The following is a 23,512-nucleotide window of genomic DNA, read 5'->3' as shown; positions in this document are numbered from 1 at the left end:
CCTAGCCTTGTTTTTTCTTATTAAAATAGGTCGTTATGGCATCTAGCGCGTATGCATTCAAACAGTTGCTTGCTTGCAGACCACCCTTTTGAGCCACCAATACACCATATTGCATATCGTGCAATCCCTCTGTACGATGGGCATCGGGATTGATGGAAAGTAAAACTCCTTTCTCTACTGCATAACGGTGCCATCTCCAATCCAGATCTAATCGTAAAGGATTGGCATTTATCTCAATGACAACGCCATTTGCCGCACAAGCATCGATTACCCGTTTAAAATCTAACGGATATCCGGCTCTGCTTAATAATAGTCTTCCTGTTGGATGGCCTAAGATTGTTGTATACGGATTTTCGATCGCTTTGATTAGTCTTGTTGTGGCTTTGTCTTCGTCCATTTTCAGATTGGAGTGGACGGAGGCGACAACGAAGTCAAACTTAGCCAATACCTCATCGGGATAGTCTAATGAACCGTCACCTAGAATATCGGATTCAATTCCCCTGAAAATTTTGAATGGAGCCAATTTTTCGTTTAATGTAGCAATCTCATTCCATTGTTGTTCCAACCGCTCAATGGAGAGGCCGTTGGCATAGACTGCAGTTCGCGAGTGATCGCATATACCCAAATATTCTAGCCCCAGGACATCTTTACAATGTAATGCCATTTGCTCGAGGCTATGTACGCCGTCACTATAGGTGGAGTGATTGTGGAGTGTTCCCCTGAGATCTTTGTATTGAATCAGCTTTGGCAGTGAATGCGTTTGAGCCTGCACTATTTCATCTAACCCCTCTCGTAATTCGGGTTCAATATAATCTAAACCCAAGTTACGGTAAATGGCCTCTTCACTGGAAAGTGAAGGGAGATCTGGTAGAATATTAAATAGGAGATCGAGATGTGCAGTGGATCCGGTACTAAGAATCAGGTCGCGATAAAAATCATTGATATTGCTACTGAAGACTTTGAAAGTAAACCCCAATTCATCGGTCAGTTCTATGGAGTTTTCTGTTTTTTCCACTAAAGTAAGTCCATCAAGGAATTTTTCGACGTTGTCTATACTTTCCGATATTAAAAGATCTACGGTGCTCAAAACCTCGCATTTTCTTCTGAAATCTCCTGTATATGACAGCAGGGAAGAAGGGAAATGCAATTTCAATTCGTTGAAAAATTTTTCTGCCAGCGGAAGCACTTTCGCATATAAAAACCATCCTTTGTTGGAAATAGAAAACTCAATGGATTTTTTGATGTCTTCCTGCGTTTTAAGACCAAACCCTTTTGCTTCTACGAGACGGTTTTCATTACAGGCGTAAAGTAATTCGCCGACACTTTCAATCTCGAGTTCTTTCCAGATAATTTGAATCTTTTTAGGGCCAAGGCCCTTAATATTTAACATTTCAATAATACCGGCTGGTGTGTTTTCAATAAGCTCCTCAAGCTCTTTGAAAGTTCCTGTAGCAGCGACTTCTTTGGCTTTTTCAGCCGTGCTTTTTCCTATTCCAGGCTGTGCACTCAAATCTTCAAGACTAGCCTCGTCAATACGGAAAGGTAGCTTGTCCAACTTAAAAGAGGCACTTGCAATGGATTTTGTTCGAAAAGGATTTTCGTTGTGAAGCTCCATCAATTGGCTACATAATTTGAAAATTTTTGAGATCGCTTTATTGTCCATCGTATTTGAATTGTTAAGCTACAAATATCTTAAATTTTAGGTCAAAATAACAATTCAAATACGGATATTATAGCGTTAAATAATGTAAAAAAGCTACTTTAAATGCCTGTTTTTCTCTATTTCTTGAAATTAACAACAAAGTGACAAATGCATATGCGCTTAACCAAACATTTTGGCTATGTTTGCCGTTTTTGGGTGTTAAAATTGTGGTTATTTTGTGCATATCTTATAAAAACAACCCTATTAAATAGTAAAATATCATGATAGCAGACATTAGTGACAAAGAAATCAGTGGGCTTTATAAAACAGGTATTATTCAACAAACTGCTTATTGGTCTGCAGTAAAAAAAATGCAAGGTATACAATCCAAGGCATTTAATTTTAAATCCAAACAATCCGATCTGTATGTTGGGATCGACGACGATACCTATTTTATCGGCGATCTATTAATTATCATACAAGCCATAGATCAGGAACATAGCATTGCCTATGTACCTTATGGACCTGAGATTGAACCTTCAGATGAAAACCAGGGCTATTTTTTAGAACAGTTATCGGAGAGTTTACGTTCCCATCTGCCACCAAATTGTATAATGATACGCTATGATCTATCTTGGGAATCACATTGGGCTAAAGAGGATGATTGTTATGACCTTCATGGCAATTGGCTAGGGGTGCCGGAGAAACGTATTCAGGAAATGCGCTTTAATTTTAATACAGAAAACTGGAACTTTCATAAAGCCAATACAGATATACTGCCTTCCAATACTATTTTTATGGATCTTAGAAAGGGTGAGGATATGTTGCTTGGAAATATGAAATCTAAGACTCGATATAATATTAATTTAGCAGAGCGAAAAGGAGTACGTGTGCATTCGCTGGGACTTGAAAGTTTGGAGATTTGGTATGAGCTTTATCGGCAGACAGCTCTTCGAAACAACTTTTTCTTACATGATATAAGCTATTTTAAGATCGTTCTTTCTGCAAGGGCAAGTGATACATTATCTCCCGCAGATGTATATCTTTTAGTAGCCGAAGTGGATAGCAAGCCTTTGGCCGCTATGTTTTTGGTAATTGCGGCAAATCGGGGGACTTATCTATACGGAGCTTCTGCTTCCGAAAATCGTAATTATATGGCGACATACGCTTTGCAATGGCGTGCGATGCAGCTTGCGAAAGAAAAAGGTTGTACAGAATATGATTTCTTTGGAGTATCGCCACACGCAGATCCTTCACACCCTTTATATGGACTTTATCGTTTCAAAACAGGATTTGGTGGTGAAATCTACCACCGTATGGGCTGTTGGGATTATCCCTTGGACAATAGGAAATATCAGTACTATGCTTCAATGGAGTTTAAAAACCAGAGCTATCATTTGAGTTAGAAATTAGAAGACCTCACCCAAGGTGAGTCTAACGCCGCGGTGATTCTTACTGATACCATAGTCGATTCCAATGTTGGTGCCCGAGTTTTTGTTAAACTTAATTCGTGCACCAGCACCAGTGCCGACGTTCCAGTCTTCGAACATGGAATTCTTTGGCCCGTTTAATGTCGTAAAGTTCATAAATGCAACAAATCCAAATAAGCCATTTTGGGTGATATCACGACGATATTCCGTTTCTAAATAGTAAAGTGATTTGCCACGAAAACGGCTGACTGGAAAGCCTCTTCCCGAACTATTGTATGGATCCCATCCTAAATTAGGAAGATCAAGATAGGGCGCTTTACTATTAAATACGGTCCAGAAGAAACTTCTTATGGCAATCATATTTTGGCGGTTTCGGTCTTGGGTAAGCCTATGGTATCGTCTAACTTCAAGAAATAGCGATTTCCAATTCTGATCACTTCCTAAAAATGTCGGATTTACACGGAACTGTAAATTGGCATAGTTACCCGACCAAGTATTGATCGAATTGGCGCGTGTATCGTAAATTAAATTGAAGCTGACTCCTGAAGACATGGTATTGTCTTTTAAATCTGTTCCATAAGGGTAGGAAGTGTAGTCTTCGAGCTTGGTATTGCTCGTAGACTTAATATTCATTCTATAATCCAGGTCATAACCAATTCCCATAAAAAGGCCCCCATGAATTCTTTTTAATGCATGTTGGTATAAACGAAAGTAGGTGTAATCTAAATTAATCTGCTGGTCGCCATGATGCTCTTTGCCAATTCCCCAAGTTTCGTGCGGGTATTTTAGTAGGCGGATATCGCCATCAATCACCCATGCATTCTCTTTTAACCAAATGTAAGAACGGATTGGCAGACCAAATCGTTTGCCAAAATTTGTGTAGGGAGTAAATGTCATTTTGGACATATAGGTATCGGAACGATCTCCTAAATAAAATCCTGCGGTTGTACTTGTAATTAAAGCATGCCCTCCTCCAGGAACATTTGTCGAAAAGGGTAAAAAGGAAAAATAGATTTTCTTTCCTGTACTATCGACAGTTTGGGGTGGCTTGATATTTAATATTTCTTTTCCAATATCAATCAGGTCCCGTTGTTTACTTGTATCAGCGAGATGTTTGGTGGTTTCTATTTCATTGACGGGACGTTGTGCATATGCAGTATCGGCAAGTACAAGTAGAACCATCAAAATAGACCATTTAATATAAAAAAGGTATGCGCTATCGTAGTGTGTCATGAAAGAATGCAATCTAGCAGGAAATAGACAGAATAACAATATTCAAACCAATAATTTATTCATTCTGTCACGTTTTGGCTATAAAGAGAATTGATTGGAAATTTCATTCGCCTAGAAAAAAATATCATTTACCGATTTTAATGTAATGTTAATCTAAATGTAATGAAATCAATATATGAGTTGTCTTAACTTTGAATCAGAAAATAAATAAAAAAAGTACGCAACAAATTTATATAGTAAGCGACAATAAAATAAGAAAATATACTAATACATTATAAAATTGAAAAAGATATGAAAACTTTAGTAAAAACATTTGTAGCAGCGGCAATGATTGCAATCTCTACTTGCTCAATGGCTTCAGTTAAGCCAGAAGAACGCAATTTAATTACTGCTGATTTAGCCATCGATGAATACGTTGGTGCAATGACCGAAGGTCAAGTAGCTAATTTGGACAAGCTTTTTACAGCTGATTTTGACCAAAAAATTTGCGGTAAACAAGATTTGAAACATAGCCGTCATGAGATGATTGAATTTTTGAAAAAACAAAAAGGAATCAAGATGAACTGCAGAACAACAACACAGATCGTTGAAGAATTACCTGATTATGCAATAGCGAAAGTTACGATGCAATTTGATGGTTTTGCGAAAACAGATCTGATCACACTTGTTAAAGAAAACGGAACCTGGAAAATTTCTAAATCTGTAAACTCTTATAAATAAGAATTTGCCGTCAAAACTGGTCGATTAAAAATAAGAAAAGGGTATTTAGAATAGAGTAAGTACCCTTTTTTTGTGGAGCATATCAGATTCGAACTGATCACCTCTTCACTGCCAGCGAAGCGCTCTAGCCAAATGAGCTAATGCCCCAGCTTTATTTGGTGTCGCTAAGATAGTACTTTTTTGGATAAACAAAGCCTCTTTTTTATTTTTCTACATATTTTTCTACGCATGTTATTTAGTCGCTTTTTTTTATGGTGTAAATACTTTAGAATCAAGGATCTGTATGTTTGTCTGTTTCAAGATATTTCAATCCTATTGAAAAACAAGTACGTTTAACGAAGATATCTTAAGACCTACCTACTTACGCTCATCCAGATGTATTATTGTTTTTCTGTAAGAAGAGCTTCGGTTCGCTTTATCTGACCTTTATCTTTCCAGGCATCATGGCCAGGAATAACCATGTTAATTTTAGGATATTTTGCCAATAACCTCGCTAGGGATGGCTTCCAGGATTTTATATCCCCATCTGCCGTAAATCCTAGATCTTGGGCTTCGGAGCTTTTTATAAAACAACCACCATCTAGGATCTTATATTCGGGAAACCAGACAACAACATTGTCCATGGAGTGTCCGGCACCAAAAAAGTTCAAAACAAAAGACTGTCCGCCGACGCTGTAGGTTTTATTGGTGGAAACAAGATGAGTGGCCTGGGCTTTGTGATTTGCCTTTAGCAGGTCGTTCGTCATTTTTGTTGCATAGGTTGGAATTCCAATGCGGTTGTAATAAGCAAAGCCACCTGCCCGGTCTTCGTGCCAGTGTGTCGCGTAAACGGCAATGACGGGTAAATTATGTTTTTGTTTGATACTGTCCAATAAGGGTTGATATTGTGTGGAATCCCATGGTGTATCAAAGAGGATAATGCCTTTTTTCGTAATTAGATATACAGCATTAGCAGCATATTTGGTGCCTCCAAATGTATTAAAGGTCGTGTAAAGATACAGTTGCGGATTTATCTTCTCTATTAAAAGAGGTTTTTCTTGCGCTTGTAGAGATGGAGAAAGACCGAGTAAACCAATGCTCATGCACAAACCAACGAGTTTTGTGCGAATATAGGGTGAAAAAAGTGAGATCATATTTTTGAATGTTATAGCATTAACGTTAGAACAAAATGATTATTATTTTTTCAAGACCTTATTAATACATTTTTTAGGTAGACTGAACAAAGTCTTCGCGATAAGGAGTGAACGAATCGATCAGTTCTCCTTCTTCAAGACATTCACATCCATGAATCAATTGTGAATCAATGATACAAGAGTCGCCTGCAGTTAGGATGCTGTCGACACCATTAATATGGTATCGGAATTTTCCTGCACTAACATAAGAAATCTGTGTGTGGGGGTGTTGATGAAGGGCACCGATGGCTCCTTTTTTAAAACGAACTTTCATGAGCATGAGTTCATCATTAAAAACGAGTATTTTTCGCATAACGCCTTCGCCGAGGTCTGTCCATTGCTGCTCGCTGTCGTGTAAGAATATTTCGCTCATCTAATTATTGATTTATGGATGTTTCGATTGAAAAATGCTCTGTTTTTCAATTATAGCAAATAAATATGAATTTACGGCTAGATCCATTGCTTCTTTTGTAGAATATCAACTTGCTTTGCAAAATTTGATAAAAGATGTGGCGAATTAAAAACCAAAAGACTCAAATAAGTGAAAAAACAGTTATTTTGTGCCTGAGCAATATGTATATTACACGATGAATTATTTCGACGAGCTTATTACTTTATTACAAGAAGAGCAGCAATTTGATCGATTACAACATGAAAATTTGTTGTTGAAAAGTAGTTTGAATGAACGAAGAATGCAAGGTGTCACCTGGTTTCCGATTCAGATAACAGATACGGAGCTTGGAAGAGGAGACTATTTGTCCGTTAATTTAAATCGAACAAATCATTATGAGGTCGAACATAAGTTTCGCTTTGGTATGCCAGTTTGCCTGTTCTCAAATCACGATCCCGACCGAGATCGAATAGAGGGCATCATATCTGCGATCAATAGGGACGGGATGCGAATTTCATTTCGTGTCGATGAACTTCCAGAATGGAGCAGAAGAGGGAAGCTTGGTGTTGATTTGTTATTTGATGAGTATTCCTATCGGGAGATGTTCAATGCATTGGAGAAAGGAAAGGAATTGAGCCGTGATGCAAAGCAAGGTAGTTTTGTGAGAAGATTAATCGGTGAAGAGGTGATTCCAACTGAATCTATTGGAAAATTCTATGAGCATCCCAGTTTAAATACGGGGCAAAATAAAGCGATCCAACAGCTATTGGAAGCAAGTACTGTGGCTCTTTTGCATGGGCCGCCGGGGACAGGGAAAACAACAACATTGGTTCAGGCCGTGAGGGCATTGCTAAAACAATACAACAAGCAAGTATTGGTTGTTGCGCCGAGCAATACGGCCGTTGATCTGTTAACCGAACGTTTAGACGCTGCTGGAGTTGCAGTAACAAGAATAGGAAACCCCGTTAAGGTTTCGGAACATCTTCAAGAATTGACACTCGATGCAAAGATTGATCGACATCCCGCAAATAAGGATATTAAAACACTTCAAAAGCAAGTGCGGACGTATACAGAGATGGCTCAAAAATATAAGCGTAATTTTGGAAAGGCTGAGCGGGAGCAAAGAAAAGCATTGTTTGATGAAGCCCATCGAATCAGAAAAGATGTCGATAAGATTCAGGATTTTATCAGTGCAGATGTTTTGGATAAATCCCAGGTAATCACTGCAACTTTGGTTGGATCGAATCATGAGGTTATTCGCAATCGCAGCTATGAAACAGTCATTATTGATGAGGCCGCACAAGCATTGGAGCCTGCTTGCTGGATACCGATATTAAAGGCACATCGGCTTATTTTGGCCGGTGATCACAATCAATTACCTCCAACAGTAAAATCTAGTAGGGTATCTAACCATGGTCTGAGTCATACATTATTCGAAAAATTGGTGGACCATAATCCGCAATTAGTTTCTTTGTTAGATGTGCAGTATCGCATGAATGAACAAATTATGGAATACCCGTCCGCAGCCTTGTATAATGGTTTGTTGAGAGCAGATAGTACAGTGGCACAGTGGAGCTTAGCAGTGGATACCGAGCCGGTCTTATTTATCGATACAGCGGGAGCGGGGTTTGAAGAAACAGAAAGTGACGGCGCAATTTTCAATCTAGGAGAAGCTCATTTTATTAAAGCCCATCTGAACGACCATATTGGGGCTTGGAAAGCTTCCTTGAGCCTAAATGAAAGCCTGAGCATCGGGGTGATCGCACCTTATCGAAAGCAGGCCACTTTATTGAAGGAGGTATTGGATGGGGAAGACGCGCTACGACCTTTTAATGACTTGATTAAAATACAGACAATAGACAGTTTTCAAGGACAGGAGAAGGATGTTATTTATATCAGTTTGACAAGAAGTAACGCCGAACAGCAGATTGGTTTTTTGTCTGATGTTCGCCGGATGAATGTGGCAATGACGAGGGCTAAGAAGAAACTGCTTGTTATTGGAGATAGTGCTACAATAGGTTCACATCCGTTTTACCGAGAATTTATAGCCTATACCGAGTCGATAGGGCACTATCATAGTGTGTGGGAATGGGATATTTCAGCAATATAACGCGAGATGCCACTTCATAGGAAGTGGCATCTTGCTTTTATTGAAACTTACTGACTAGATTGATTCCTGTAATCTCTCCTTATTAAGAAGTGAATTTCATCCAATCTGTGTTTTCGTCGTAGTTCATAAGTGGTTCGGCATTATTATTATTCGATAATTGGCCTACCAACATATAAATATCCATGCTCACGTGTTGACGTGTTATTTCTGTCATCTTATCATTGAACCCGGCGTTGTTAATTTGTAAAACATACTGAAAACAAATGACGCGGGCGATTATCTTTCCAAGTGTAACCAGTTCGCGCTGTTTCGGCTGTAGCGGAAAGTCAAAATTCAAGATTGATGAGAAAAATGGTGCTGCAAATTCAGTTGAGCTATATTTTTTTAAGAAAGACAATAAGTTGCTTTCTTTGGTTTTGCGCATAAGTTTACCGATCGCTTCAGCAACTTGAGAATAAAGCATTTCATTTGACCCCTCAAAGATTTGAAAAGGTCTACTGTCTATGAGGCCACGACCGGCAACATGGTCTAACCTGTAACCATTTGCACCGGATAATTGCACACATATTTGCGCGGCTTCATGCATTAAGTCTGTCACAAATGCTTTCACACTATTGGCATCTACACCATAGGCTGAAAGGTCATTATGGATAGAACTGATCGAGACACTGTATGAACACATTGCAGAACATAATGTAAATGCAGCCTGTATGCGCGACAACTGAAATTTAACAGCGTCTAATTCATTTAAACTAATACCCGATACACGACGTTCGGAACAATGCTTCATGGCCTCATCCAACATACGTTTTATAAAACCCATGCCCATTCCAGGGAATTGTAATCTACTGCGATGGAGGGTGTCTAACATCAATTTAATTCCTGTACTTTCCGGATTTAGTTTGTGGTCCGTGGGAACATTGATGTCGATGTCGTTCACACCATAAGGAATCGCATAGAGACCAAGGCTATTGTATTTCTTTGTAACAACAATCTTTTGTTCTTCGACGGCGTTCTCTGTGACAAAGAAATCTATATCCCGCACCAGTTCTCCGCTTTCATTTTTCTTGCGTGCTGTCACGAGCCAAAAGTCTGCAGCTCCAGTAAGACCTTGCCAGTGTTTTTCACCTTTTATATAGTACTTATCGTCCTTTTGTTCGTAAGATGTTCGCATATTGAGTGCGTCGCTGCCGTAAGCTTGTTCGGTAATCATTAGTCCCCCCATAGCTTGGTTTTCCAAAAATTGAGGGAATACCTTCTCTTGAAGTAAGGTGTCGCCGTATTTGGCAAAAGGTTCCAAAAATAGCGCAATATTAATCCCGAAGATTAGCGATAAAGATAGTGATTCATAAGAAGCTGCTGCCAGTACACCCAAGCATTCTTTTACATGAAGGCCCCGACCACCGTGGTGTTCTGGAATAGCAACCGACAAGGGTTGCATTTTCATGATCTCTGCTAAAAACTCAGGCGGTAGCCCTCGCGTTAAACTGAGCGAGTTGTAATCATACTCTTTATTAAATAAGCTTGATAGCCTAGTTTTAAAATCCGCAATAAACAAATCGAAATCTTGGGTTATATTGTTGTGTTCTGAAACCTTAAGCATCTTTAAATATGTAATTAAATGATGGAACAATTTATTTGAAACATCGAGAATAAAGTGTACTACCGAACTGAAATTCTCTTTTTGCTTCAATCACTTACACAAAAATAACTGCAATCAATTTGATTCTCTTGTGTACTTCAGTATAAAAGATAGGACAAATCGTGCATATTGAAAACCTAAGTTGCTCTGTTTCGATAAGAAGTAGGAGAAACGCCAACTATTTTTTTGAAAAGCCGTGAGAAATAAGAAGGATCAGAAAAATCCAATTCATAACAGATATCTGCAATGCTTTTAGTGGATTCAAACAATAGAAATTGACTGTGCATAATCAGCACTTCAAGAATGAGTTCCTTCGACGATTTCTTGAATACAGAAAATACGCATCGATTAAGGTAGTTTGTAGATACTGCGAGTTTATCCGCGTAGAATGAAATATTTTTTTGCTTTTTGAAGTTTTTGTGCACAAGCTGTTTGAACATCATAGCAATTTCCTGTCTCCGATTGAGGGCTAGGTTGGATGAAGATAGCTTGATGATTTTTAGAATTGCCGATTTTAATAAATTTTCAAATAGTTCTCGATAAGGTAATTCCGAAAGCAGTTCATTATAAAGCAATCTAAAAAGCTCTTGAAGATCGCTGCTGTCTCGCGCAGTTAAGTTCAGTAAGGGCGAGATATTAAAGATATTCAAAATCTCCTGTTCCCTGAATATGGAAGTCATTGCATTGTCGTTGATCAAAACGCAATGTCCTTTCGCGGATTTATCGACCGACTTTATTGTTGAGATATTGCCGTAATTGCTGATAAGAATTGCCGGAGCTGTTACAACGTATTCCTTAGCTCCAATTTGATGTTTAAAATAACCTTCAGTTATATGAACGAGGAGGTTATAGCCCAAGAAAATAGGTGGGGTAGGGAATTTAATGTAAGGAGCGATTTCACTGAGCTGAAATATCTTGATCGGCGATTGCTGGTAGCGAAGATGCTCCAAACTACCTGTCATAAAACGATCTACAAATTCACCCGCATTTACCTGCTTTTCCATTATCAATTATTATTATAAAAATTTAGTATGCCACAGCTTCTGAATGTCATCTATTGTTTCATGTGTAAATCATGCTCCCAATAATACTCCAAAGGTAGCTGGATAAAACTTGTTTATCAATTTTAACAAATGATTTGCTAAAATAAAGCTTTATCCTTAGTTTAGTTTTTGCAATCGGATAAATAGCCTGATGCTCAGGGGCTATATTTTAATATTATAAACCAAATGAATATGAAACCAGTGCTCATTTTTATATTGACTCTATTCCTGTTCAGAAATGCAACAGCACAGATCTCGTTGAATTATTGTAATGATCGTATACAAACTGGAGCCGAGCAGACCGAGCGTTATCTTCCTTATTTAATGAATAAACGCATTGCAATATTGGGCAATCCATCTACGGTTATTAAAGGGAGACACCTTGTTGATAGTCTACTTGCACGCGGGGTTCAGATTGTGAGAATCTTTGGGCCTGAGCACGGATTTCGAGGCAATGCAAGTAATGGAACTAAAGTGGGGGACGAAATCGATCCGACAACTAAAATTCCTATTGTCTCTTTATATGGGAATAAGAAAAAGCCAACAGCGAAGGATCTAAAAGATATCGATCTGTTTATTTATGATGTGCAGGATATGGGGGTGAGATTTTATACCAACATTAATACCCTTCGGGATATTATGGAAGCCTGCGCAGAAAATGATAAGGAGCTCTTGATCTTAGACCGGCCCAATCCCAATGCCTACCTAATTGATGGTCCTATTTTGGAGACAAAACATAAGTCGGGTATCGGGCAATTCCCAGTTCCTATTGCACATGGGATGACTACAGCTGAATTCGCCCAGATGATCAATGGAGAAGGTTGGATGGATACTAAAAAGAAATGTAAATTGAAGATTATTCCTGTAGCAGATTATGATCATAGTATGCTTTATAAGTTACCAGTCAATCCTTCGCCCAATTTAAATACGGAACAAAGCATACTATTATATCCCAGTACCTGTCTCTTTGAAGGTGTGAAAGTGAATCATGGCAGAGGCACCGATTATCCCTTTGTTGTAATTGGTAGCCCAATCTATAAAGGTATATATGACTTCTCATTTGTCCCCGTCAGTAAAAAAGGGATGAGTGAATCGCCACTGTTTATGAATGAAGAATGTTATGGAATAGACCTGCGTAAATATGATCTGCAGCAGCTTGTAGATAGCAAAAAAATAAACCTATCCTGGATGATAGCGCTTTATCGGAATTCTCCGGAAAAAGACAAGTTTTTTGATCAATCATTTTCGAAACAGATTGGAAGTATCGAAAAGCTCGTGGGCGTAGATTTATTTCGCAAGCAAATCGAAGCCGGTGTTTCGGAAGAAGAAATCCGAAAAAGCTGGGAGCCGGGCATAAGTCATTATAGAAAGACTAGGGAAAAATACCTTATCTATCAATAATATAACCTGAATAAAAGTACATCGATGTTTGGACTAAAATATGATTGGCGCCCAATTATTATCCTATGTATTGCAGTGGGATGTTTTTGTCAATTACGGGCGCAGCACCTGGCTAGAGGCCTAGATCGTCAAAATTATACAGCACAATCCAACATTAGGTTAAATCCCGCGTTGAAATGGAAATTCAAAACAAAGGGAATGCTGTTTTCTTCGCCCGTCGTTTGGCAGGACATCGTTTTTGTCGGGTCTTGCGACAGTAATCTTTACGCATTGAATAAAACGAGCGGTAATATACTTTGGAAGTATAAAACTACAGGTGAAATTCGGTCAACTGTTGCTCTTGATGCCGGAACAGTGTATTTTTTAAGCACTGCTGGCTACTTGTATGCCCTGGATGCCCAAACAGGTCGAAAATTATGGCAGTTTTCAACAGATGGTGAAAAGAGTTATGATGTATGGGACTATTTCCTCTCATCTCCTGCGGTTGCAGATGGTGTAGTCTATTTTGGGTCTGGGGATCATCATGTCTATGCCGTAGATGCTAAATCGGGAAAACTTGTTTGGAAATTCCTAACTGGAGGTATTGTGCATGCAGCCCCAACGCTGACACAAGAGCGTGTTTTCATTGGTAGTTTTGATGGTTATTTTTATTGTTTGAAAAAAGATGGTACCCTTCATTGGAAGTTTAAAACGGTTGGCGAACGTTATTTTCCAAAAGGTGAGATTCAGTTCCATGCAGCAGTCGCCGACAGTACAGTCTATTTTGGTGCTCGTGACTTTAATGTATATGCGCTAAATGCCACGAATGGAAGTGGATTTTGGGTATATCATCAACCGGGAAGCTGGACAAGTGTTCCTAGTATTTTTGACGATAAGCTTGTTGTAACCATGTCGGATTCCTATAGTATACTTGTTTTAAATAGAATGGACGGCGTGAAAATAGTTGAACCTAAAGTACCTTTAAATACATTTAGCAGTGCCTCAATTGCTGGTAATGAGGCTTTTTTTGGAACGCTGGATGGTGTAATTTATAGATTGGATATAAAAAACGGAGAAGTTGTGCCTATTTTTCAAACGGAGTCGAGTAAAAAGAATAGGCAATTGTTTATAAATGATGAAAATATGCTCCGCGCCGATCTGCAACAAAAATATGAGGATAATATTACAAGACTCTTTGCAGACTACCTGCAGATGGGAAGTATCTTTTCAACAATATGGATTGATGGAAATCGGCTTTATTTTAGTTCCGCTGATGGTGCCATCTATGCATTGGAATAGTAAGTACGCGCTATTTACAAATCGTAGCAGGTCTTACTTTCTCAATATTTTTTCCATGGATCTACCTTTGGCCAGTTCATCAATTAACTTATCGAGATAACGAACTTTCTGAACTAGCGGATCTTCAATATCCTCAATGCGATAGCCACAGATTACACCAGAGATCTTTGAAACATTCGGGTTTAAGCAAGGTGCTTGTTTAAAGAAATGTTCAAAGTCGATTTTATCGTCAATCGTTTGCTGTAGGGATACCGGATTATAGCCGGTAAGCCAGAAAATGATTTCGTCAACCTCTTCTTTTGTGCGTCCTTTTCTTTCGGCCTTTTGTATATAAAGCGGGTATACACCAGCAAATGACATGCGATATATTCTTGTATTATCCATTTTTACACATTGATTTTATTAAAGGTATTCATTTTGAATGAAAATAAAAACAAAGGATAGTTGGCTAAATTAAGCAAAAACATCGCTAATTGGTGCTACGTAACTATAGAATTTACTTAGCAATTTCTTTAATAATAATATAAATTATAATTCTATTTTTATGTGATACAAAATTATTGAAAGATTATATATGGATTTGAGGTATATTCGAAATAACATACATATTAAAGAAGAGGATCAACAACGTATCAAAGACTTTCCTGTGCTGATAGGAGGTTGCGGAATAGGAAGTTACATTGCAGAGTGCTTATTGCGTATGGGTTTCGAAAATTTCACAATTGCCGATGGTGATATTGTCGAGTTGTCAAATCTAAATAGACAAAACTATACAAACAAGGATATTGGTGTAAAGAAAGTAATTGCTTTACAGGATCGCTTACAGACAATTAATCCGGAAGCCAAAATAACAGTATTTCCAGAATTTATTGACAAAGATAATCTATTTGATATCGGTATTAACCATAAGGTTGCTATCAATGCGCTGGATTTTTCTTCTGATATTCCTTTTGTTTTTGACCAGTATATGGCAAAAAGAAATATAACGGTAGTACATCCTTATAATTTGGGCTGGGCAGGATTTTTAACAGTTCTTCCACCTGAGGGTCTTAATCTACATTCATTGGAAAAGGCCCACAAGACATTTGAATTAAATGTCGGGAAATTCATTGTGGATAGTTTAAAAACAAAAGGTATAGAAACGAAATGGTTCGAGGAATTTTTGGAAGAATATGGTAAGATTGCGTTGACGTCACCTCCGCCGCAGCTATCCCTAGGTTTATACCTCCTATCTGGCATGGTAAGTCACGTCGTATTCAATTTGGCAACAGCAAAACCTGTGAAATTCTTTCCAGATTCCTATTATTTATCCATGATTCGCTGATTATAATATAAGATAAAGAATCGATTGTTTTATTACACTTTTGTGTAGTAATTTTAATGCTGCGGGAATTTAGGAGGAAAGTGCTTATTTTTATTGCTCTTGAATACCATCTACATGAATTGGACATCTGATAATTATTATTTCACTAAACTTAAAAAGGAAGAACTTTTTGAACTCATTCATTTTTATTTAAGGACGACAGCTGAATATTATAATTTGGATGATTCTCTTAATGAAGAATATACTCATCATTATAAGAATTTATTAGGCGAAGATTTAAGTTTTTTTGATACTTCAATTTATTATGTTCTGCGTGACCGAAAAATGCATAATATCCATGCATCAATTCGCATCACCTATTGGGATAGAGAAACAATATTACCCATTCAAAAATTATTTTCCGTATCAAAAGAAGAGCTTTTGTCGCAAAAAGTAAATCACTATTGGCATATCGGACGATTTATTATTTCGAAGAAGATTGAAGGTCAACGGATCAGCATTTTAAAAAAAATGCTCTTTGATGCATTTTTTCCACCTCATTTTTTGGATAACGGCTTAATCATCGCCGAGTGTGACAAAAAATTGGTTAATACGCTGCTAAAACTTGGCATACCTTCGTATGAGCTTGGCAGTCCAATCATCTATTTATATTCAGAAACCCTGCCTATTTATATTAGAACTGAATGGCTCGATTACTTCATTCAGAAAAATAAAGTCGCTCAATATTGTTTAGCTAATAGTGATGATTCGGATAGCTTTGCTATTAAAGCAAAACATATGGGTTTTAATGATAATAATGGCGGCAAAAATAGAGTATCTAATTAGAATAGAGATAGCTCAATAGCTAATGCTGTTGCTTCAGTAATACTCTTCACCTTTAATTTTGAGAATATTTGCTTTTTGTGAAACTTAATGGTATCAATTGAAACGTATAATTTATCGGCAATTTGTTCCATTGTGAATCCCTGAGCTGAAAAAAGAAGAATATCTTTCTCGCGTGGTTTTAGTTTGACATGAGGAGATTCTACCCAAAGATCAGTATCTAAATTATATTCAAATTGTTTGCCCGCATCGTCAGATTTAAACTTAATATTCCCCGCATTGGCATGTGAAGAAATGGAAACTACACATAGTGCAATCCAGGGGTTTGAAGATTTGTCTAAAAGAATAGGCTTCAGTTTATGGTTTATAAGAAGAGGTTTTCCTTTAGCTTGCTTCAAATGAAAATCATAGGATATTGAATGCGTTAATTTGTCTTCAGTCGGAAGATTTTCGAAAAATTCGAATCCGACTTCATTTATTTTCTTTAACAGCAGTAAGTCTCCTTCAGGTACATTATCCAAATAATGCTGATATCCTTTTTTTTGAACTTCAGAAGGAGTATTTCCACATAAAAATATAGGGTTATCAGACACGAACAGAAAGCTCTTTTTTGAATAATCAATTAAATATATGCTTTGGTAAGTTAATTTGCTGAGAGACTTTGCAAAATTAATATAGGCATCTACAATTTCGTAGTCATCCTTAGTAAAATTATCTTTAACATATACCGGCTTAAAAAAATCTTCAATCTCAACTTTCATATTGTAAACTACAAAAAGGATTTACTCTAGTATCTAAATAATAAATTAGCGTAAATTTTACGCTAATTTGTAAGGCAAAAATAATGACTTAAATTCAAATAAAATATTTAAAATAGCCGTTTGTTAAGTATTTATACGTGTTTTATGTTTTTCTAGAACTAAAAAATGACGTATTTCAACACTTTTTGTCTCTATTTTACTTGATAATAAATGTCCTACACAAATGTGTAGAATATTTATTAGATTATAAATCTAATAGTTTTACTGCTTACCTTTGCCCAATATTGCAATTAAATTATATAAATATAACCTATTGAAATCAATTTCCCAATAATAATTTTTAAATAAATAAGATATTTGACAAAGTTTGGAGCAAATATAATAACAATTCCCGCTAATTTCCTATAAAACTATTTCTCTGAGTAGCTATTCACTGGACTATATTTTGCCCTTTTTTGCAAAATACAGCTCTTTTCCATCTAAGAATCAAAACCTTTCATTTTCCCACGCTTGTGTCAATTAGATTCAGTTTATTTTTTTCTTTTTATATGTATATACATTTTGATTTTATTCGTTTGATATTTGTTTTTTTTGTAGTAATATTGTGCTTAAAGTTTTGCTTTTAAACGTTTTTTGTAGATTATTAATGTATGTACAATGTGATGTGTTTTGTGAATTGTTTCGTATAGTTTACGAGGAAAGCAACTGATGTAATTAAAAATTATAAAATCTGATACTTATGAAATTACGTTTCTCACTTTCTTTTGCCACCGGTCTGTTGTTCATGTGTGTGCAGTCTGTTGTTGGTCAGGAGCACGCAATTTGGCAATTGGGAAATTCAGACGGTTCAAGCAGCGAATTTGCCTTGTCTCCGAATGGATATAAGAAATTTTTGGAACATGATTTTGGTTATGAAGACAATGCGTTTATCATCGGTCAATCTTCTTTAACAAAGGATTTACCCTATGTATTGCCCGGTCCGGCCAATGAATGGGGGGGGACTGGAGGAACCTCTGGTCTGAGAACACATTTTTTAAATCTATACTATGTGTTAAACAATGGTATAAAAAATGGTCAGTGCACACTCCAGGTTAAATTAGCAAATAGTGACCCTAAAAATAGACCTACGCTACAGATCGCAATCAATGGCAAGCCCTATAATTTTGAGGTGGAGCGGGGAGCAGGAAATGGTGAGCCGCTAGAGAATCCTTTAAAATCTGGAAATTCTACGATAAATATACCATTACCAGCTAATCTCATTAAGAAAGGAGGAAATCAGATTACCATGACTGTCATAAAGGGAGGTTGGGTTGAATTTGATTCCTTTAAACTGCTGGGTTCACAGCAAGTAAAGTTAATAGCTAATCGCTCTGTAATTGTTAAAAATGTACAGCAAGCTGATTTTGAGATCCTAAGTGCAGGGAAACCCGTCCAAAATATGCTGGTTGATCTCTTGAAATTGAAAGATGATGAACAGTTGAAAGTAGTCTTAGATGGAAAGAAAATTTATGAGAAAACACTTGAAAAAGGTACAGCGAAACTTGAAATACCAATGCCTTATGTCGCTAAGGATATATGGAGTAAGTATGAAATTTATAGTAATGGGCAATTAATACAGTCATCAACAATCAAGCGGGGCCCAAAAAGACTAGGTGGAGTTTCAGATTATGTGAACACGATGATGGGTGCAGGACATTCCAGATGGATGATAGCCCCGGGACCGTGGATGCCTTTTGGCATGGTAAAGATAAGTCCAGATAACCAAAATATTGGCTGGCAGGCTGGTTATGAGCCTTCTATCGAATCTATTGGTACTTTTAGCCATATTCACGAATGGACAATGGCTGGATTGGGAACATTTCCGACAGCAGGTCAATTGAAAACTCGGGTCGGAGATCAGTATAGTACAAATTCAGGATATCGATCAGCAATAGATAAAACCAGCGAAAAGGCTCCATTGGGATATTATGCTGTTCATCTCCTTGATCACGATATCGATGTAAAATTGACGGCTGGTACACGTTCCAGCTTTCAACAATATACTTATCATAAGTCGGACACAGGACGTATTATGATTGATCTTAAGGTTAATGGAGAATATGATTATAAAATTAAAGATTTCTCGCTGAAAAAGGTTTCTGACTATAAGGTTGTGGGATACAGTAATCAATTATCTGAAAACGTTTGGTCCACGGATGCAAAACAGGATTATGTCGTATACTTTGTGATGGAGTTTGATAAACCGATAAAAAACTATGGTACATGGCATAATGATAAGATAACAGAACGGACCGATTTGGTCGCCGATAGTGCTCAATTTGCGGGAATGTACGTGGAATTTGATGTGCACAAAGATAAGGCTGTACAACTGCGCACGGGGATTTCCTATGTGAGCTTAGCCAATGCAGAGGAGAATTTAAAAACGGAACTGTCGGAGCCATTCGGATGGTCCATTGATCGGGTCGTGGAAAATCAACATAAAGTTTGGGATGAACTTTTAGGTAGATTGGAGATAAAGTCTTCAGACTATTTTGAAAAAGAGAAATTCTATACCAATATGTATCGCACTTTGGCAAGCCGAAACACATTTAGTGATGTGAATGGTCAATGGAGGTCTTCGGATGAAGTGATACGAACTTTAACCCATAAAGGGGATCTCGCCTTAGGCTGTGATGCTTTCTGGAATACCTTTTGGAATTTAAATCAGTTTTGGAATCTGGTTACACCGGAATGGTCCAGTAAATGGGTTAGATCGCAACTTGCGATGTATGACGCAAATGGCTGGCTGGCGAAAGGGCCGGCTGGAATGGAGTATATACCCGTCATGGTTGCTGAACATGAAATACCGTTAATTGTTGGGGCATACCAGATGGGGATTAGAGACTACGATACCGAAAAGGCATTTGAAGCTGTTAAAAAAATGCAGACAACGAGTCCATTGAAATTTGAAGGTGGTTTTGCGGGTAATAGGGATTTGGATGTCTATTTAAAATATAAGTACGTTCCCTATGATGTGGGGCGGTTTTCAAATTCAATGGAATATAGTTTTGACGATTGGACAGTTGGGCAGTTTGCAAAATCGCTAGGAAAAGAGCAGGAGTATCGCTATTTCAATGATCGCGGAAACTGGTGGAAAAATGCGATAGATGTCAGTAGCGGATATGCTCGGATGAAGGATTCAAAAGGAGAATGGTATAAAGATTTTGACCCTTTTAAATCGGGAGCTAACCATCATTATGTCGAGGGAAATGCATGGCAACTGACTTTTTTTGTGCCACAGGATATTCCTGGACTAGCTAAAATGATCGGCCAGGATGTGTTTTTAAAACGATTGGAATGGGGATTTCCAGAAAGTGAAAAATGGCGCTATAATGGCCCTAATGATCAATATTGGGATTATCCTGTTGTTCAGGGAAATCAGCAATCAATGCATTTTGCCTATATTTTTAATTGGTTGAGTAAGCCCTGGTTGACACAAAAATGGAGCCGCTCCATAGGTGAGCGCTATTATGGCCAAGGGGTTTCGAATGCTTATCTCGGCGATGAAGACCAGGGGCAAATGAGTGCTTGGTATATCATGAATGCTATTGGTTTATTTCAGATAGATGGCGGAACAAGGGTCAAACCAATTTATGAAATAGGAAGCCCACTCTTTGAGGAGGTTAAGATTAGATTGGATGGTAAATATGGAAGAGGTGAACAGTTTATTATCAAAGCGAAAAATGCAAATAAGAAAAATATGTATGTACAACGCGCAACATTAAATGGAAAACCCCTCAATACCTTTTACTTTGATGCTTCTGAACTTCTAAAGGGAGGAGAGCTCGTCTTAGAAATGGGAGCCAGCCCTAATAAGCAATGGGGATTGTACCAATAAAAGATATATTTTATTGCCGCACCATACTTAGGGCGAGTTGAAGTATAGTAAGGATGTGTTAAAGTTTGGTTAAACTAAGAGGTCTGATATAAGAAACTGCCTTCGGACGGCGTTATATCTGTAGTTTCATAATTTAGGTTAATAATTGGTTAGTTAGTAAAAGCCTGAAGTTCCCCACTTCAGGCTTTTGTTGTTATTGGTTATCATAAATCTCTTTGCTTAACATTTTTAGTTTTGCTAAATCCTATTAACAAACGTAAAATCATCGATATAACCACTTATAAGATTTGTAAATCTTTGCGATTATCTGTAGTATTGTAGGTACACGCTAAAATGCGCGGCCTATGGTGTTTGCTTGAATGAAAGCAATTAACAATGTCGTCTATCAAGATTATATGATCAAATCTATTCGTTTTTTACTTTTAGGATTATTTCTTTGGGAGAACGTTTCTGCCCAAAAGCTTCCTACAGACTATGTCAACCCGTTTATCGGTACCAGCAATTATGGAACAACTAATCCGGGAGCTCAGGTTCCCAACGGCTTGATGAATGTTTCTCCGTTTAATGTAATGGGATCATCACTTAATGCATTTGATAAGGATGCAAGATGGTGGTCTACTCCCTATGAACATAGCAACAGTTATTTTACAGGTTTTTCTCATGTTAATTTAAGTGGGGTAGGATGTCCAGACATGGGAAGTCTGTTGTTGATGCCAACCTCAGGGAAATTAGAGGTTGATTATCATCAATACGGAAGTACCTATACGCAGGAGGTTGCCCACCCCGGGTATTATAGCAATGTGTTAAAGAAATACGGTATCAAGACCGAAGTTTCAGCAACAACCCGTGTAGGTGTTTCGAAATTTACTTTTCCAAAAGGACAGGCAAATATCCTGCTTAATTTGGGCGAAGGTTTAACAAATGAAACGGGAGCAACAGTTCGTTATGTAAGTGATACCGAAATAGAAGGATCTAAGTTGTTGGGCTCTTTCTGTTACACGAATAATCAGGCTGTTTACCCAATCTTCTTTGTTATGCGGGTCAATAAAAAACCGTCAAAAAGAGGGTATTGGAAATTCCAGCGTGCCGGAGAAAAGTGGGAAAATGATTGGAATAAAGATGCCGGAAAATATAAAATTTTTACGGACTATACCGATCAGCTTTCCGGCGATGATCTTGGCGCATATTTTAGTTTTGATGTCAAAGAAAATGAAAGCTTAGAAGTACAGCTTGCCGTATCATTTGTGAGCATTGAGAACGCACGTAAAAATCTAAATGCTGAACAAGCAGATTTTAGCTTTGAAAAAACACAAAAGCACGCAGGTTCGCTTTGGAACAATGCATTGTCAAAGATACAGGTAGAAGGCGGTACCGAGGACCAAAAAACAGTGTTCTATACAGCATTATATCATGCTATGATTCATCCAAATATCTTGCAGGATGTAAACGGAGAGTATCCTGCCATGGAAAGTCGGAAGACACTTGTTGCAGATCACAATCGTTACACCGTGTTTTCGCTATGGGATACGTACCGAAATGTTCAGCCTTTAATGTCGCTGGTTTATCCCGATAAGCAGGTGGGTATGATACGTTCCATGATCGATATTTATAAGGAAAGTGGTTGGATGCCCAAATGGGAGTTGTATAGCCGAGAAAGCTATACCATGGATGGCGATCCGGCAGTTCCAGTGATCGTTGACGCATGGATGAAAGGCATTCGGGATTTTGACGTTAATACAGCTTATGAAGCGTTTCTGAAATCGGCAACGACTACGGATTCCACGAATAAAATTAGACCAGACAATGCGGACTATGTGAAGTTTGGGTATGTTCCACTGCGCGATTCATTCGATAATTCGGTATCTCATGCCATTGAATATTATGTTGCAGATTGGAACATAGCCCAATTGGCCGGTTCATTGGGGAAAACCAAAGACGCTCAGATTTTTGCTAAGCGAGCACAGGGATATAAACATTATTATTCTTCGGAGTATGGGACTTTCAGACCTATTCTTCCTAACGGCGAGTTTTTAAGTCCATTTAGCCCATTGATGGGCGCCAATTTTGAACCTAATCATGGTTTCCATGAAGGTAACGCTTGGAACTATAGTTTTGCCATACCATTTGATATACCTGGTTTGGTGAAATTGATGGGCGGAAAGCAAAAATTTGTGGATAGACTGCAGGCAACGTTTGATAAAGGGTATTTTGATGTTACCAACGAACCAGATATGCTGTATCCACATGTGTTTTCAGAAATCAAAGGAGAAGAATGGCGTACCCAAAAGCTGGTCAAAGAAATTTTAGAAAAGCATTTTACGAACAGCCCAGGGGGTATACCGGGAAATGACGATACGGGAACAATGTCTACATGGGCTTTAATGAACATGATTGGAATCTATCCTTTTTGTCCAGGTAGACCTGATTATACAGTTGTAACACCGGTATTCGACAAAGTGACCATCCAACTCGATAAGAAATATTATCCAAACGGGGACAAAGTGACGATAAGACGTCAAAAAGAGGATGCTGGTGATTATATCAAAAAGATCGTTATCGATGGAAAACTATTCAATGGATTTAAAATCAACCATCAGACTTTGGTCAATAGTAAGGATATTCTAATCGTTACTGGAAATAGATAATTAGGCAAACTAAACTGAAAA

At 37.8% G+C, this 23,512-nt stretch carries 17 protein-coding genes and 1 tRNA gene; 9 read left to right on the top strand and 9 right to left on the bottom strand.

Going from position 1 to position 23,512, the window contains the following annotated elements; genetic code table 11:
* Position 1: 1 nt before the first annotated feature.
* Positions 2-1,663 carry a DNA polymerase/3'-5' exonuclease PolX gene (locus tag M2419_RS14400; protein ID WP_159728992.1) on the bottom strand — a complete coding sequence of 554 codons (1,662 nt, stop codon included), beginning with the start codon at positions 1,661-1,663 and terminating at the stop codon, positions 2-4.
* Between the two features lie 260 nt (positions 1,664-1,923).
* Between M2419_RS14400 and M2419_RS14395 the strand changes: the two genes are divergently transcribed.
* Positions 1,924-3,048: a peptidoglycan bridge formation glycyltransferase FemA/FemB family protein gene (locus tag M2419_RS14395; protein WP_159728990.1), complete on the top strand. Its 1,125-nt coding sequence runs from the start codon at positions 1,924-1,926 to the stop codon at positions 3,046-3,048.
* A 3-nt stretch (positions 3,049-3,051) separates the two neighbouring features.
* Here M2419_RS14395 and M2419_RS14390 read toward each other — a convergent pair whose 3' ends face one another.
* Positions 3,052-4,254, bottom strand: a complete 1,203-nt coding sequence (locus tag M2419_RS14390; RefSeq protein ID WP_228280351.1) for a hypothetical protein — start codon at positions 4,252-4,254, stop codon at positions 3,052-3,054.
* A 342-nt stretch (positions 4,255-4,596) separates the two neighbouring features.
* On the opposite strand from M2419_RS14390, the gene M2419_RS14385 reads away from it, so the two are divergent.
* On the top strand, positions 4,597-5,025 hold the full coding sequence (locus M2419_RS14385; protein WP_083663549.1) for a nuclear transport factor 2 family protein: 429 nt from the start codon (positions 4,597-4,599) through the stop codon (positions 5,023-5,025).
* A gap of 73 nt (positions 5,026-5,098) precedes the next feature.
* On the opposite strand, the gene M2419_RS14380 is transcribed toward M2419_RS14385, so the two are convergent.
* The 3 genes from M2419_RS14380 to M2419_RS14370 all read right to left on the bottom strand — a co-directional run bounded on the left by M2419_RS14380 (position 5,099) and on the right by M2419_RS14370 (position 6,570).
* Positions 5,099-5,172, bottom strand: a tRNA-Ala gene (locus M2419_RS14380).
* A 233-nt stretch (positions 5,173-5,405) separates the two neighbouring features.
* On the bottom strand, positions 5,406-6,107 hold the full coding sequence (gene bla, locus M2419_RS14375) for a BlaB/IND/MUS family subclass B1 metallo-beta-lactamase (protein ID WP_159729137.1): 702 nt from the start codon (positions 6,105-6,107) through the stop codon (positions 5,406-5,408).
* A 124-nt stretch (positions 6,108-6,231) separates the two neighbouring features.
* The gene (locus M2419_RS14370; RefSeq protein WP_159728988.1) at positions 6,232-6,570 is read right to left on the bottom strand and encodes a cupin domain-containing protein; all 339 of its coding nucleotides are present in this window, start codon (positions 6,568-6,570) and stop codon (positions 6,232-6,234) included.
* A 187-nt stretch (positions 6,571-6,757) separates the two neighbouring features.
* Here M2419_RS14370 and M2419_RS14365 point away from each other — a divergent pair, with 187 nt between their 5' ends.
* A complete protein-coding gene (locus M2419_RS14365) occupies positions 6,758-8,698 on the top strand; it encodes an AAA domain-containing protein (RefSeq protein WP_235032906.1) in 1,941 nt (646 codons plus the stop codon).
* A gap of 82 nt (positions 8,699-8,780) precedes the next feature.
* Here the strand turns inward: M2419_RS14365 and M2419_RS14360 are convergent, their stop codons facing one another.
* Together M2419_RS14360 and M2419_RS14355 are read right to left on the bottom strand one after the other, a co-directional pair.
* The gene (locus tag M2419_RS14360) at positions 8,781-10,301 is read right to left on the bottom strand and encodes an acyl-CoA dehydrogenase family protein (RefSeq protein WP_159728986.1); all 1,521 of its coding nucleotides are present in this window, start codon (positions 10,299-10,301) and stop codon (positions 8,781-8,783) included.
* A 176-nt stretch (positions 10,302-10,477) separates the two neighbouring features.
* Positions 10,478-11,344 (bottom strand): AraC family transcriptional regulator, encoded by an 867-nt coding sequence (locus tag M2419_RS14355; RefSeq protein ID WP_182332881.1) that lies wholly within the window; start codon positions 11,342-11,344, stop codon positions 10,478-10,480.
* 225 nt (positions 11,345-11,569) lie between these two features.
* On the opposite strand from M2419_RS14355, the gene M2419_RS14350 reads away from it, so the two are divergent.
* Both M2419_RS14350 and M2419_RS14345 read left to right on the top strand, forming a co-directional pair.
* Positions 11,570-12,784 carry a DUF1343 domain-containing protein gene (locus M2419_RS14350; protein ID WP_259255288.1) on the top strand — a complete coding sequence of 405 codons (1,215 nt, stop codon included), beginning with the start codon at positions 11,570-11,572 and terminating at the stop codon, positions 12,782-12,784.
* Between the two features lie 24 nt (positions 12,785-12,808).
* Positions 12,809-14,062 (top strand): PQQ-binding-like beta-propeller repeat protein, encoded by a 1,254-nt coding sequence (locus M2419_RS14345; protein WP_153846188.1) that lies wholly within the window; start codon positions 12,809-12,811, stop codon positions 14,060-14,062.
* A gap of 33 nt (positions 14,063-14,095) precedes the next feature.
* On the opposite strand, the gene M2419_RS14340 is transcribed toward M2419_RS14345, so the two are convergent.
* The gene (locus M2419_RS14340) at positions 14,096-14,446 is read right to left on the bottom strand and encodes a DUF2200 domain-containing protein (protein ID WP_159728982.1); all 351 of its coding nucleotides are present in this window, start codon (positions 14,444-14,446) and stop codon (positions 14,096-14,098) included.
* A 190-nt stretch (positions 14,447-14,636) separates the two neighbouring features.
* Here M2419_RS14340 and M2419_RS14335 point away from each other — a divergent pair, with 190 nt between their 5' ends.
* Both M2419_RS14335 and M2419_RS14330 read left to right on the top strand, forming a co-directional pair.
* Positions 14,637-15,386, top strand: coding sequence for a ThiF family adenylyltransferase (locus M2419_RS14335; protein WP_259255287.1), 750 nt, complete (start codon positions 14,637-14,639; stop codon positions 15,384-15,386).
* Positions 15,387-15,500: 114 nt separating this feature from the next.
* Positions 15,501-16,211, top strand: a complete 711-nt coding sequence (locus tag M2419_RS14330; RefSeq protein ID WP_182332875.1) for a hypothetical protein — start codon at positions 15,501-15,503, stop codon at positions 16,209-16,211.
* On the opposite strand, the gene M2419_RS14325 is transcribed toward M2419_RS14330, so the two are convergent.
* Positions 16,208-16,969: a response regulator transcription factor gene (locus M2419_RS14325; RefSeq protein ID WP_159728976.1), complete on the bottom strand. Its 762-nt coding sequence runs from the start codon at positions 16,967-16,969 to the stop codon at positions 16,208-16,210. The genes M2419_RS14330 and M2419_RS14325 overlap by 4 nt on opposite strands.
* 739 nt (positions 16,970-17,708) lie before the next feature.
* On the opposite strand from M2419_RS14325, the gene M2419_RS14320 reads away from it, so the two are divergent.
* Positions 17,709-20,846 (top strand): GH92 family glycosyl hydrolase, encoded by a 3,138-nt coding sequence (locus M2419_RS14320; RefSeq protein ID WP_159728974.1) that lies wholly within the window; start codon positions 17,709-17,711, stop codon positions 20,844-20,846.
* A gap of 359 nt (positions 20,847-21,205) precedes the next feature.
* Positions 21,206-23,491 (top strand): GH92 family glycosyl hydrolase, encoded by a 2,286-nt coding sequence (locus M2419_RS14315; protein ID WP_202883790.1) that lies wholly within the window; start codon positions 21,206-21,208, stop codon positions 23,489-23,491.
* Positions 23,492-23,512: the final 21 nt, after the last annotated feature.

The organism is Sphingobacterium sp. BIGb0116 (genome assembly GCF_024808035.1).
GTDB classification, from domain to species: domain Bacteria; phylum Bacteroidota; class Bacteroidia; order Sphingobacteriales; family Sphingobacteriaceae; genus Sphingobacterium; species Sphingobacterium paramultivorum.
The sequence above is the reverse complement of the archived record's forward strand: the minus strand, read 5'-3'. Positions and strand labels throughout refer to the sequence as shown.

Coding starts and splice junctions, on each gene's coding strand:
- M2419_RS14400 (WP_159728992.1), bottom strand. CDS start 1,663: ATGGACAATAAAGCGATCTCAAAAATTTTCAAATTATGTAGCCAATTG.
- M2419_RS14395 (WP_159728990.1), top strand. CDS start 1,924: ATGATAGCAGACATTAGTGACAAAGAAATCAGTGGGCTTTATAAAACA.
- M2419_RS14390 (WP_228280351.1), bottom strand. CDS start 4,254: ATGGTTCTACTTGTACTTGCCGATACTGCATATGCACAACGTCCCGTC.
- M2419_RS14385 (WP_083663549.1), top strand. CDS start 4,597: ATGAAAACTTTAGTAAAAACATTTGTAGCAGCGGCAATGATTGCAATC.
- bla (WP_159729137.1), bottom strand. CDS start 6,107: ATGAGCATTGGTTTACTCGGTCTTTCTCCATCTCTACAAGCGCAAGAA.
- M2419_RS14370 (WP_159728988.1), bottom strand. CDS start 6,570: ATGAGCGAAATATTCTTACACGACAGCGAGCAGCAATGGACAGACCTC.
- M2419_RS14360 (WP_159728986.1), bottom strand. CDS start 10,301: ATGCTTAAGGTTTCAGAACACAACAATATAACCCAAGATTTCGATTTG.
- M2419_RS14355 (WP_182332881.1), bottom strand. CDS start 11,344: ATGGAAAAGCAGGTAAATGCGGGTGAATTTGTAGATCGTTTTATGACA.
- M2419_RS14350 (WP_259255288.1), top strand. CDS start 11,570: ATGAATATGAAACCAGTGCTCATTTTTATATTGACTCTATTCCTGTTC.
- M2419_RS14345 (WP_153846188.1), top strand. CDS start 12,809: ATGTTTGGACTAAAATATGATTGGCGCCCAATTATTATCCTATGTATT.
- M2419_RS14340 (WP_159728982.1), bottom strand. CDS start 14,446: ATGGATAATACAAGAATATATCGCATGTCATTTGCTGGTGTATACCCG.
- M2419_RS14335 (WP_259255287.1), top strand. CDS start 14,637: ATGGATTTGAGGTATATTCGAAATAACATACATATTAAAGAAGAGGAT.
- M2419_RS14330 (WP_182332875.1), top strand. CDS start 15,501: ATGAATTGGACATCTGATAATTATTATTTCACTAAACTTAAAAAGGAA.
- M2419_RS14325 (WP_159728976.1), bottom strand. CDS start 16,969: ATGAAAGTTGAGATTGAAGATTTTTTTAAGCCGGTATATGTTAAAGAT.
- M2419_RS14320 (WP_159728974.1), top strand. CDS start 17,709: ATGAAATTACGTTTCTCACTTTCTTTTGCCACCGGTCTGTTGTTCATG.
- M2419_RS14315 (WP_202883790.1), top strand. CDS start 21,206: ATGAAAGCAATTAACAATGTCGTCTATCAAGATTATATGATCAAATCT.